The sequence below is a fragment of the uncultured Adlercreutzia sp. genome (assembly GCA_910585575.1).
In the GTDB taxonomy this organism is placed as follows: Bacteria; Actinomycetota; Coriobacteriia; order Coriobacteriales; family Eggerthellaceae; genus Adlercreutzia.
Genome location: CAJUFS010000018.1, coordinates 1 through 11578, shown reverse-complemented (window position 1 = coordinate 11578; position 11578 = coordinate 1). Strand labels below are relative to the sequence as shown.

At 63.0% G+C, this 11578-nt stretch carries 9 protein-coding genes; 8 read left to right on the top strand and 1 reads right to left on the bottom strand.

Annotated elements, in window-relative coordinates; all coding sequences use genetic code 11:
- Nucleotides 1–282: 282 nt before the first annotated feature.
- The 8 genes from QZ307_RS03750 to QZ307_RS03715 all read left to right on the top strand — a co-directional run bounded on the left by QZ307_RS03750 (nt 283) and on the right by QZ307_RS03715 (nt 9774).
- Nucleotides 283–1818 carry a helix-turn-helix transcriptional regulator gene (locus QZ307_RS03750; protein ID WP_295996068.1) on the top strand — a complete coding sequence of 512 codons (1536 nt, stop codon included), beginning with the start codon at nt 283–285 and terminating at the stop codon, nt 1816–1818.
- Nucleotides 1819–2015: 197 nt separating this feature from the next.
- Nucleotides 2016–2825, top strand: a complete 810-nt coding sequence (locus QZ307_RS03745; protein ID WP_295996064.1) for a hypothetical protein — start codon at nt 2016–2018, stop codon at nt 2823–2825.
- A gap of 48 nt (nt 2826–2873) precedes the next feature.
- On the top strand, nt 2874–5744 hold the full coding sequence (locus QZ307_RS03740) for a molybdopterin-dependent oxidoreductase (protein ID WP_295996061.1): 2871 nt from the start codon (nt 2874–2876) through the stop codon (nt 5742–5744).
- The gene (locus tag QZ307_RS03735) at nt 5745–6335 is read left to right on the top strand and encodes a 4Fe-4S dicluster domain-containing protein (protein ID WP_295996059.1); all 591 of its coding nucleotides are present in this window, start codon (nt 5745–5747) and stop codon (nt 6333–6335) included.
- Nucleotides 6336–7184: a DmsC/YnfH family molybdoenzyme membrane anchor subunit gene (locus QZ307_RS03730; RefSeq protein ID WP_295996056.1), complete on the top strand. Its 849-nt coding sequence runs from the start codon at nt 6336–6338 to the stop codon at nt 7182–7184.
- 73 nt (nt 7185–7257) lie between these two features.
- Nucleotides 7258–7995 carry a molecular chaperone gene (locus QZ307_RS03725; RefSeq protein ID WP_295996054.1) on the top strand — a complete coding sequence of 246 codons (738 nt, stop codon included), beginning with the start codon at nt 7258–7260 and terminating at the stop codon, nt 7993–7995.
- A 12-nt stretch (nt 7996–8007) separates the two neighbouring features.
- Nucleotides 8008–8637: a 4Fe-4S dicluster domain-containing protein gene (locus tag QZ307_RS03720; protein WP_295996052.1), complete on the top strand. Its 630-nt coding sequence runs from the start codon at nt 8008–8010 to the stop codon at nt 8635–8637.
- Nucleotides 8638–8682: 45 nt separating this feature from the next.
- On the top strand, nt 8683–9774 hold the full coding sequence (locus QZ307_RS03715; RefSeq protein WP_295996049.1) for a 4Fe-4S binding protein: 1092 nt from the start codon (nt 8683–8685) through the stop codon (nt 9772–9774).
- Between the two features lie 91 nt (nt 9775–9865).
- Here QZ307_RS03715 and QZ307_RS03710 read toward each other — a convergent pair.
- Nucleotides 9866–11578: 4Fe-4S dicluster domain-containing protein (locus QZ307_RS03710; protein WP_295996047.1), on the bottom strand; the 1713-nt coding region annotated here is incomplete at its 5' end.

The window sequence follows — 11578 nt, the reverse complement described above, 5'->3', positions numbered from 1 at the left end:
GGTTTCGCAGACCCAGCCCAACAAGCGAGGGACGGCCGGAGCGCAGCAGCTCCGGTCGTTCTTTTTTGCCCATGGCTTCGTTGGGCACGAACGCTGCGCGCCCTTCGGAAAATCGAGAAAACGATGGGAGAGTTTGCGAGGCCCCCGTGCTGCCCTGCTATACTAAAATCTTGTCGATAGAACGAGGGGTGGAAAAATCGACGCTAGCACCAGGCGAAATAGCCTCTTTTGAGGTGAGGTTGAACGAAATGACGAGGGGTGAGAGCAAGGAGTATGGCGGGTATGACAGCTTCTGAGGGGATGGGCCAAGCCAATCGGGCATCCTCTGCCGTGGCGAAAAGCCCGCGCTCTCTGAAGGCCCGCTTGGCCGCGGTGGCACCGTTCGTTATCGGCTATGGGTGTCTCGATGCCTGGGGGCAGATGGTGTCGGCCAGTGTGCTCACCTCGACCCCGGTCTTCGACCAAATCCTCAAATACGTGTTCGCGTTGCTGCCCCCGCTTGTGCTGCTTTTGCTCTGTTCCCGCATCGCGCCGCTTGTTCGCCGCCGCCATCGTGAGGTCATCTACCTGTTCGGGTTCGCGGGCACGCTCGGCACCTTTGCCCTTTACCTGGTGCTGGACGCTGCCATCAGCGCCGAGTGGCTTTCCGTCGCGAACGTTTTGACGGGCGTCACCCGTTGCTTTTTGCTCATATGCTGGTGGGAGCGCCTGACGTCGTTGCGCAGAGCCGATATGTGGCTGGCCATCGGAAGCGCCATCGTGCTGGGCGCGATCATCAGTTTGACGTCGGAGCTGTTCCCCGCCAACGCCGAGTATGTCTTCTATGCGCTTCTGCCGCTGGTCTCGACTATCTTTCTCCAGGTAAGGCATCGCGAGGGAACGGTTGCTTTCGGTGGCGGCAATGCGGATCGACCGCATATCAACGAAGCCACCTCCGCGCCGGTCCTATCCCCGAAGCAGGCGCTGCGCGCCGTGCCCTTCTTGCTCATTATTGTGCTTGGCCTTGTCAATATTCCCTCGGAGGCGCTCGTCGTCGTGGAGCACAACGAGGGGTTTGGCGATGTGGGCCTGCTGGCCGTTGTCGTGCAGACCATTCGCCGCATGTCCGTCAACCTTATTGCCCTTGGCCTTGCCTATGTGGCTACCCGCGTGAATATGGCCGCTGTCTTCTACGTTGCCATACCGGTTATCGTGCTTGCATCGACGCTGCCCGCTCTGGGGCTCGAGTTCTCCATTGGGTTTTTGCACAGCGTCAGCCGCGTCGGCTCGGAAATGATCCGCTACGTCATCATCTACTTGCTCTTCGGCATTGTGCTCGAGCGGAAGGTGCCGGCGCTCTTCTGCTATAGCTTGATGGTGCTTCTCCACTGCGCGGGCACCTTGGCGGGGCTTTTCGTCGCGCTGGTGCTGGGGGAGAACGGAGGGCCTTTAGCCCTTGTGTTCCTTATGGTGCTCATTGTGGTCATGCTGTTGGTTATGGGCGCACAGCAGCGGGGCGAGTTCGCCTTGGCCGACCAGGGGCGCCCCTCGGACGGGGCCGATGATGCGCCGGCCGATGCCGAGGAGGCGGCTTCTCTGTCGGCGCCTTCGGCCGAGGCATTGCTGAGCGCCTTTGCCGCGCGCTACCATCTTACGCGCCGTGAGCAAGACGTTATGGAGCTGTGGGTGAAGGGCTATACGACGGCCTATATCGAGGACCAATTGTGCGTTTCCAAGTCCACGGTGAAGACGCACGTGAACCATATCTACGAGAAGACGGGGGCGAATTCCAAAGAGGCCCTCATTGTGCTCTTCGATCAGTTCTCTAAGGGCGATTAGCCTCTCTCATCCCACTTTTACCTGGGAAAACTCTGCTCCTCCCCCCTGAGGGAGGATATCTGAAAAACCTCCTCATCTCAACTCTCAGAAGCGATGGCAAGCCTCCCCAGCGGCCTTAGGATGCCTCTTGTCAAATGTTTGTCGCCGTATCGGCGGCGGACAGTAACCAAGAGGAGCATAAGGGCGAGGAGGATGCCATGGGCGATACCCGGGATGACTTCATGATGGACGGGATCGGCGACGCGGCCGGAGCAGTGGAGACGAGCGACGAGGCGGTGGCGCTCGAGGCGGCCCGTTTGATGGCCAAAGACCAATCGGTGCTCGAGCAGGCATCGGCCGTCGAAGATCTCGAGCCGGTGGAGCTGACTCATGAGGAACGTGTGGCCGCCATTGTCACGATGATGGACAACCCGCGCTTCCGTGAAATCTATTACGCCATTCTCGATTTTTGCCAAGAGCAGCGCACCCTGGGCGCCGTAGAGGCCATGGTGGGGGAGCTTGCCGAGTTCGAGCATTGCGGCCAGAACCAGTACCGCCTCATCATCAACTTGGAAGACGCCGGCGCCTTGGATCGTCTCGAGCTGGACGAAGAGGGCAATCGGGTAACCGAGGAAATGAAAGAGGGGCTCACCGAGGACGAGGTAGACGATCTGGTCCTCGACTACGCGTTCATCGACACCGAGGCCGGGCGCGACGTGCGCGCTCAGATGCAGCCCGAGAAGCGCATGGACGATCTGATGAATTTGTTCCCCAAGCGGGCTAAGACCTACTGCCAAGTTTTGGATTTCTGCAAGCAGCCGCGCACCTTCCAGGAAATCGACTCGCTCCTTCGAGGAGCCGAGGTCCTGAAGACCGGCTCGGCCAACACCATCACCAACGTACCGTTGCAACCAAGCGTCTTTATCGATCAGCTGGAGCGAAGCGGCGGTTTGGTTTGGAAGGGTTCGTGGAACGTCACCGAAGGGGGGAGGAGGTACCTCGAGCTCATGGAGAAGCTCGCCCAGTAGGAAAAGATGCAGGACATCAGAGCAATAAGAGAAGGACAAGGAGAGGCTATGAGTTCACCTGCTATGACACGTCGCGGCTTTGTGAAGGCTGCGGCATTGACGGGCGCGGTAGCGGCGCTGGGGGTAGAGACCTCGAGCACGCTCATCGAGGCGCCTGAGGCATTTGCGGCGTCGGGTACCGAGCGTACCGCCATCCGCACCTGCTGCCACGGCTGCATTCAGTGCTGCCCGTGTATCGGTTATTTGGAGGACGGCGTCATCGTCAAGCTCGAGGGCGATCCGGAGGCCCCGGTCAGCAAGGGCGCTATGTGCCTGAAGGGCATGGCCCAGCAGCACACGGCCTACAGCCCCCTGCGCATCCTCTACCCCATGAAGCGCGTGGGCGAGCGCGGTGCCGCCAACGCCAGCTGGGAGCGCATTTCCTGGGACGAGGCCATCGATCTGGCCGCCGACCAGTTCATTACCAGCGTTGAGAAGTACGGCCCCTACGGCGTGTGGATGGGCACCGGTGGCGGCGGCCAGTACGTGTCGCCCCAGGGCCAGATCTTCCCGAAGATGTTCGGCGGCCCCATCCAGCTGTCCGGTGGCGCCTTGCAGTGCTTCGGCCCCCGTCGCATGGCCGGCTCCCTGATCATCGGCAAGGCCGAGCCCTGCCTGTCCATGGCCGACTCTTCGGTGGTGGAGCCCTTCAACGAGTACAACCCCACCATGGAGGTGTGCGTCATCTGGGGCGCTTCCCCCTCGACGAGCCAGACGGCCCAGTCGGGCCACGGCATGGCCGACGCCCGCGTCGATCGCGGCGTGAAGACGGTGGTCATCGATCCCTTCATGATTCCCGATGCCACGAAGGCCGACGTGTGGCTGCCCATTCGCCCGGGCTCCGATACGGCGCTCGTGCTGTGCTTCATGCGCTATGTCATCGAGAACGACCTCATCGACGAGCAGTTCTGCAAGTACTGGACCAACCTGCCCTTCCTCATGGATCCCGACGGCAACCCCGTCTTGGCTGAGGATATCTGGCCCGACTACAAGAACCCCGCGGCCGACCCCAACGACTACTATTCCACGCCGGCTTACGTGTGCTTCGACACGAAGACGAACAAAATCCAGCCCTTCCCCTACACGGCGCCCGAGGACTCGCCGGTCGACCCGATGATCTTTACCGAGGTGGAGATCGATGGCAAGACCTACAAGACCGCGGGCCAGATTTACTGGGAAGAGGCCGAGCCCTGGACGCTCGAGAAGACGGCCGAGGTGTGCTGGCTGAAGGCCGACGCCATCGAGAAGGCCATCCGCCTGTACGGCGAGGCCGAGCACGCCGGCATTGCCGAGGGCGTGTTCGCCGACATGCAGCAGGTATCCTCGAACGTCCCCATTGGTATTCTGGGCCTCGAGTGCATGATGGGCTACATCAACAAGCCCGGCTGCACCCTGACCTATCACGGCTCCTACGGCGAGACCCGTATGACGAACGCCCCCGGCGACCACAACTCTCGCTGGGGCCTGGGCTGGACCTACGGTCTGACCGAGAACGGCAACAAGAAGGCCCGCGAAGAGGCGCTCCAGAAGGCCTTCGGCGAGTCGGGCAAGGATCCCGAGGAAATGTCCAAGGGCATGCTGCAGATCCTCACCGATCGTTTCGGCTCCGACAAGTACCGCGGCTCGTTCTTCATGGACATGGCCGTTACGGGTGGCATCCGCGAGGCGGCGGCCACGGGCGAGCCCTATCGTCCCCGTATCCTGTTCGAGGTTTCCGGCAACAAGATGTGTACCATCGCGAACACCTCGGGCTGGGATGCCGGCTATCGCGCCCAGGACTTCATCGTGCAGCAGTACACGAATTTCACGTCGTTCACCATGGACTACGTCGATCTGATTCTGCCCGACGAGGAGTGGGCCGAGTACAACTCCTTCGAGAACCTGAACAACCAGATCAACTACAACTGGTTGCGCCAGCGCATGATCCATCTGGGCGAGACCGTGGCCTGCGAGCGCCCCTTCATGGCCGTGGCGAAGAAGATCGCCGAGAAGAAGGGCGAGGACTTCTTCTTCGACTTCGATTACCTGTACAACGGCAACAGCCGCGTTGTCTACGACGATCCGGCGGCCAAGAAGGCCCTGTGGGCCGAGCGCTTCGGCGCCCAGTCGTGGGACGACCTCATTGAGAACTACGACAACTACGCGCCGCTCGTCCAGCCCGACGAGGAGTACTGGAGCTACTACCAGCACGAGGCCATGGCCGACGACGGCTTGCCGGTGGGCTTTGCCACCGAGTCGCGCAAGACGCAGCCCTACGTGTGGGCCTTCAAGGAGCTGGGCAAGAACGGCGGCTTCATCACCTGGCCCTACAAGTGGGAAGACACGGGCCTGGACTACAGCCCCATCTGCCGTTACGTCGAGTTCGAGGAGAACGGCCTGCAGAACGACACGGACTACCCGCTCGTCTTCACCAGCGGCCGCGTGCAGCACTTCCACCATGGCACGCTGCGCCATGCTCCGTTCAATCGCGAGCTGTCCCCGGTGCCCGACTGCTACATGCACCCGGACACGGCGGCCTCCTACGGCATCGAGCACGGTGACTGGGTGAAGCTCACCTCCCGCCGCGGCACCGCCTATGGCCGCGCGTATCTGACCCGTGGCATCAATCCCCGCGTGGTGCGCGAGGAGCGCTTCTGGTACCCCGAGCTGTTCGACGATTCCCGCGGCAACAAGCGCACCGGCGGCTGGGAGTACGGCATTTCCAACCTGACGCGCGACGACGTGAACGACCCCATCATCGGATCGGCCACGTACCGTGGATTCAATGTGCAGATCGAGAAGGCCGAAAAGCCCGAGGGCATCTGGACGGAGCCGAAGCAGTTCGAGGCGTTCCTGCCGACGTTGAAGGGCGAGCCCCAGACCGATGAGGTGGTGTTTTAAATGAGCAAGCGTTGCCTAGTAGTAAATCTTGACCGCTGCAGCGGGTGCGACAGCTGCGTGGTGCACTGCAAGTACGAGAACGGCCTGAGCTTGGGGGAGTACTGGAACCATGTGACGGCCGTGGGTCCCACCGGCGATTTCCCCGACGTGGAGATGTACTGGCTGCCCGTGTTCTGCCAGCAGTGCGAGAACCCGGCCTGCGTGAGCGTGTGCCCCACGGGCGCCAGCTACCGCGACCCCGAGACCAACGTCGTGCTGGTGGACAAGGACAAGTGCATTGGCTGCCGCTACTGCATGTTCGGTTGCCCCTACGGCGTCCGCCACTTCAACGAGGTCGAGGGCGTGGTGGAGAAGTGCACCCTGTGCAGCCAGCTGACGGCGGCCGGCGACGATGTGCCCGCCTGCGTGCACAACTGCCCCACGGGTGCCCGTTTCTTCGGCGACTTGGACGATCCGGAAAGCGACGCCTCCAAGGAGCTGGCCAAATACGATGCCGACGCGATTCACTCGCTGCCCGACCCGGGCAACGCGCATCCCGCGACGAAGTACATTCTGTCGCCGTCTATTGCGGCGTGGAAGGAGCTGATCTAAATGTCCGTTGAATGGCCCCTGGTTCTGTTCTCCCTGCTCGCCGGCTGCGGAGGATGCACGTTTGCCTATTTGGCGCTGTCCGATCTGCTGACCTCCAATAAGAAGGGTCAGTTCCAGATTGCCCTGGTTGCCTTCATTGTGACCGTGGTGGGCGGCTTCTGCTCGGTGCTGCACCTGGCCTCGCCCCAGAACGTGATGGCCGCCGTGTGGAACCTCGGCTCGCTGTCCGGCATCTCGGTGGAGCTTATCCTCATCGGTATCACCTGTGTGCTGATGATCGCCTATATGGTGATGGTCAAGCGCGGTGTCGCCGAGTCCCCCTTGAAGATCGTGGGCGCGATCGGCGGCGTCTTCGGGCTGCTGCTGGCCTTCTTCACGGGCCACGGCTATGTGATCGAGTCCCAGGCCACCTGGAACACCGAGCTTCTGCCGCTGGCCTACCTGGGCACCTCTCTGGCCTTCGGTGCGTTCCTCTACGCCGTGTGCGCCGTGCTGTGCAAGGTGGACGATGCGGACGTGCGCAAGATGGCCGTTCCCGTGGGCGTCGGTGCGGTGCTGGGCGCGCTGTCCGTGCTCGGCTACGTGCTCACGGTGGGCTTTGGCGCGGCTGCCGCTGAGCCGGTGCTGCTGTGGGGCGGCCTGGTGGTGTGCGGCATCGCCGTCACGGCCATCTGCGGCGTGGTCGTTATGGCCCGCAATCAGAACATGGACAATCTGGCGGTTCCCTGCGTGGGCCTGGCCGCCACGGCCGTGGGCGCCGTGTCGCTGCGCGCGTTCATGTGGATCGTCGGCAGTGGTTTTCTCGGCTTGTTCGAAGTGGCGATGAACTCGCGCGTCATTGGCCTGTAGCGATTCGAGGGGCGAGGCGGCGAAGCGAGACGAAAGCGCTTCGCCGCCTCCTCTTCAAGGTAAGGAGAATGCAATGGAAACGTTGGAGGCAAGGGAGTCGGTGCACGCTGAGGCTTGCGAGCTTCGCGAAAAGCTGAACGCGCGCGCTGACTTTTATCGCATGCTGAAAGACCTTTACTTCCGGGCGCTTACCCAGGATGAAATTGATGCGATGGCCCAGGCGGATTACACCGAACTGAGAGCGGGAAAAGAAGAGTCGCTCATGGCCGAAGGCTTCGACGATATCTTCCGCTATCTCCGCAAGCGCAATACGGGCACGCGTCAAGAGCTTGCCGCCGATCACACCGGTGCCTTTCTGGGCACGCGCGTTATCGCCGGGAAGCAGGCGATGCCCTACGAGTCGCTGTTCCGCGACGAGTCGGGCCTGCTCATGCGCGCCCCGCGCACCGAGGTCTACCGTATGTACAAGCAAGCCCGCATCATGCTTCCCGAGGAGCTTAACGTTCCCGAGGACCACCTGGCGTTCGAGTTCGAGTTCATGGCCATCCTGTGCGATCGGGCCGTGGAATGCCTCGATAAGGGCGACTGGCAGGGCTGCGCCGATCAGCTGGCTCTTCAGGAGGAGTTCTTCCAGAACCACATTGCAAGCTGGTTCGGGGACTTCTACGAGCGCGCCCTGGCCTTTGTCCAGACGCGCTTCTATCGCGGCGTGCTGAAGGTGACGAAGGCCTATCTGGACGAAGAGCAGGCGAGCATCGACGAGGCTCGCGTTCAGTGTGCCTCGGGCGCCACTGCGGCCCGCGCTGCGTAAGGGCGTGGCGCCATGAGCGAAGAGAAGGAGAAGGTCGAGTTTGCGCCGGGCGTGTCGCGGCGAGAGCTGGTGGGCGGTTGCGCCGTAGCCGCGGCCCTGCTGGTGCTGGGCGGCGCGGGGAAGGCGTTTGCCAGCGACGGCGATTTTCTGCGGCCTCCGGGCGGTCAGGACTACGAGCAGCTTCTCGGGGCTTGCATCCGCTGCGACCGCTGCCGCAGTGCGTGCGATCGCGAGGCTATCACGGTGTGCACGGTGTCCGACGGCATTGTGAACGTCCGGCTGCCCCGCATGAGCTTCCAGTTCGGCTACTGCGATATGTGCGACGGGGAGTACAAGTGCATTAAGGCCTGTCCCACCCATGCCCTGGCGCCTTTCGACGCCGAGGCGGACAAGATCGGCGTTGCCGAGATCGACCCCGATGAGTGCCTCACCTATATCCTGTCGGGCAAATGCGACGCTCGCTGCGTGGGTGCCTGCCAATGGGAGGCGCTGTGGCTTGACGAGCAGGGCCGTCTCCAGATCGACCAGGATAAATGCAACGGCTGCGGTGCCTGCCAGTTCCTCTGTCCGTCGAGTGCCTACGGCACCTACAGCGGATCGGGCCACAAAGGCATCAACGTCGTTGCCGTGTCCCAAAATTGAGTTATCGGTTGCTAAGCGACCTTTGTTGAGATCGGAGTCGAAGCTATGGCGAAACGTTACGAGGGCAGAAAGGTCCTCAAGCCCACGGTGCTGCGCGGCATCGTCGCGGGCGCGGTGGCCCTGGCGGTAGTGATCAGCTGCATATTTCACGTGGGATGGGGCACGCTGTCCTCCTTCGGTGTGGGCGAGTTCTATCTGCTGTGCCCCCTGGGAGGTCTTGAGGCGCTGCTGGCGTCGCGCTCGGTGATTCTCTCGGTGGTGGTGGCCCTGATCATCGTGGTTGCCCTGATACTGCTCTTGGGAAAGTCGTTCTGCGCGTGGGCCTGCCCGGTCAATGTCCTGTCACGGTTCCTTTCGGGGAAAAAGGCGAAGGCGGCGCAAAAAGAAGAGCGTCAGCAGTCGGCCGACCAGGCTCTCTCGCGCTTCGAGGCGTTGAGCCTTGCGTCGGGGTGCGCGGGATGCACGGGATGCTCGGGAGAAGGTGCCGCGGCTTCGTGCCCGTCGTCGAACCCCTCCTCGGCGACGCAGGCATCCAAACTCGAGGATCCCGCCGCGCCCTCCGACTCGGTGGCGCGCCGCAAGGTGAGGCTCGACAGCCGCCATGTGGTGCTCGGCGGTGCGCTTGCCTCGGCGCTCATCTTCGGCTTCCCGGTGTTCTGCCTCATCTGCCCCATCGGTCTGACCTTCGGCACCGTGGTGTCGCTGGTTCGCCTGATCGGCTTTAACGAACCGTCCTGGGGTCTGCTGCTGTTCCCGGCCCTTATCGTTGTCGAGCTGGTGGTGCTGCACCGGTGGTGCCACAACCTGTGCCCGGTCAGCGCGCTCATGTCGCTGGTGTCGTCGTTCAACCGCACCTTGCGCCCCAAGGCCGACGAGTCGCTGTGCCTGCGCACGGCGGGCGAGCCCTGTGCCGTGTGCGCCAGCGTGTGTCCGGAGAATATCGACCCGCGCAGCAATCTGGGTACGCGCCCGCTGTCGGAGTGCACGCGCTGCGGCGCCTGCGTCGAGGCGTGCCCGAAGGGAGCGCTCAGCTTCACGAAGCGGGGCCTGCGTCGTCGCGAGGGAAGCACGGCTGGCGTCGAAGGAGAGCTGCCGACGGAGTTGGAGCCCGTGACCTCGTCGGCAGCACTTGACTAGCTTTTTGCAACGTGAAGAAATCTGCTAGAGCGGGTTGGAGAGTCCCCTCCTCGTAGTGCACGAGGAGGGGACTTTGCTGCTGGTTGAGGGTTTAGCTCTCTGGCTGGTACACCTTTACTTCGCGCTCCAGCTCGGTGTACTCGCGGGCCAGGTCTTTGGCCAGCTCGCTTTGAAGGGTCTGGCTGCGCTTTGGATCGCGGGCCAGAAGCGAGGCGAAGCGGTCCTGCTTGTCGAGGAAATCGTCCAGATCGTCGTCGGGTTTGCGGAAATCCACGGTAAGGGGATTTTCTCCCTGGGCAGCGCGCAACGGGTTGAAGCGGAAGAGCGGCCAGTAGCCAGCGCGCACGCCCTCGCGGGCCACGCGCAGGTTCGTGCTCATGCCGCCCTTGATGCCCCAGCTAATGCAGGGGCACAGGGCGATGACGATAGACGGGCCGTCGTAGGCCTCGGCCTCGCGCAGGGCCGTGATGGTCTGCTCCATGTTGGCGCCCAGGCACACCTGGGCCACGTAGACGTAATCGTACTGCATGCACATACGTCCCAGGTCTTTGCGGGGCGTGGGCTTGCCATCCAGGGAGAAGCCCGAGACGCTGCCAAGCTCGGTGGCCTTGGACATCTCGCCGCCGGTGTTGGAGTAGCCTTCGGTATCAAGGACGAGCACATTGATGTTCTCGCCAGAGGCAAGCACCTCGTCCAGGCCGCCGTAGCCGATGTCGTAGGCCCAGCCGTCGCCGCCCACGGCCCAGACGCTTTTCTTGCCGAACATCTCGCCGTAGTCGAGGATCTCGTTGGCCAGGGTGCGGACGGCGCTGCCCGTGGGCAAGGTGTCGCGCTCCAGGGCCAGAGCCTGCTGCGCTGCTTGGCCCAAGGTGTAGGCGGTTTCGGCGTTGTCGGCCTCGGCCAGCCAATCACGCAGAAGGGTGGCGGTGCCGTCGGAGAAGAGGGGAGCGCCAGCGGTGCCGGGCGCCGTGGGTGTTAAGACAGTGGAGGCTCCGGTGGCACCGGCGATATTTGCCTGGGCATCGCCGCCCACGGGGTTGGCGATGGCCGGATCGTCCACGGTTTGTCCCACAGCCTTCTTCACCAGGTCTATCAGATGCTGACGGCGCAGCTTGACGGCTTTGGCGATACCGTAGCCGAACTCGCCGTTGTCCTCGAACAGCGAGTTGCCCCAGGCGGGACCGTGGCCCTTGGGGTTGACGGTGTAGGGGATGGAGGGCATGTAAGCGCCCCAGATGGACGAACAGCCCGTGGCGTTCGCGATAATGAGACGATCGCCGAACAGCTGGGTGAGCAGCTTCACGTAGGGCGTCTCGCCGCAGCCGCCGCAGCAGCCGGAGAACTCCAGCAGCGGCTTCTGCAGCTGGGTGCCCGGGATGCTCGCCGTGCTTACCTGAGTATCCTTGAGGGAGATGTTGCGCTGGCCGAAGGCGAGGTTTTCCTTCTGCGTTTCCAGCTGGGTGGCCAAAGGCTTCATGACCAGCGCTTTGCCCGGGGCGGGGCAGTTGTCGGCGCAGCTGCCGCAGCCCACGCAGTCCTCGGGGTACACCTGCACGCGGAAGTGCATGCCGGAAAGCTCCTTCAAGGCCGCTGGCTTGGTGGCAAAGCTGGCGGGGGCTCCCTTCAGCTCGGCATCGGTGGCCACGTAGGGGCGAATGGCCGCATGGGAGCATACGAGCGAGCACTCGTAGCACTGGACGCACTTGGTGACGTCCCACTCGGGAATCTCGAAGGCCACGGTGCGCTTTTCGTACTCGGCCGAGCCCGGCGGCACGATGCCCGCAGGGTCGAGGGCCGAGACGGG

Excerpts from the sequence above, each read along its gene's own strand:
- QZ307_RS03750 (WP_295996068.1), top strand. The coding sequence starts at position 283 with ATGACAGCTTCTGAGGGGATGGGCCAAGCCAATCGGGCATCCTCTGCC.
- QZ307_RS03745 (WP_295996064.1), top strand. The coding sequence starts at position 2,016 with ATGGGCGATACCCGGGATGACTTCATGATGGACGGGATCGGCGACGCG.
- QZ307_RS03740 (WP_295996061.1), top strand. The coding sequence starts at position 2,874 with ATGAGTTCACCTGCTATGACACGTCGCGGCTTTGTGAAGGCTGCGGCA.
- QZ307_RS03735 (WP_295996059.1), top strand. The coding sequence starts at position 5,745 with ATGAGCAAGCGTTGCCTAGTAGTAAATCTTGACCGCTGCAGCGGGTGC.
- QZ307_RS03730 (WP_295996056.1), top strand. The coding sequence starts at position 6,336 with ATGTCCGTTGAATGGCCCCTGGTTCTGTTCTCCCTGCTCGCCGGCTGC.
- QZ307_RS03725 (WP_295996054.1), top strand. The coding sequence starts at position 7,258 with ATGGAAACGTTGGAGGCAAGGGAGTCGGTGCACGCTGAGGCTTGCGAG.
- QZ307_RS03720 (WP_295996052.1), top strand. The coding sequence starts at position 8,008 with ATGAGCGAAGAGAAGGAGAAGGTCGAGTTTGCGCCGGGCGTGTCGCGG.
- QZ307_RS03715 (WP_295996049.1), top strand. The coding sequence starts at position 8,683 with ATGGCGAAACGTTACGAGGGCAGAAAGGTCCTCAAGCCCACGGTGCTG.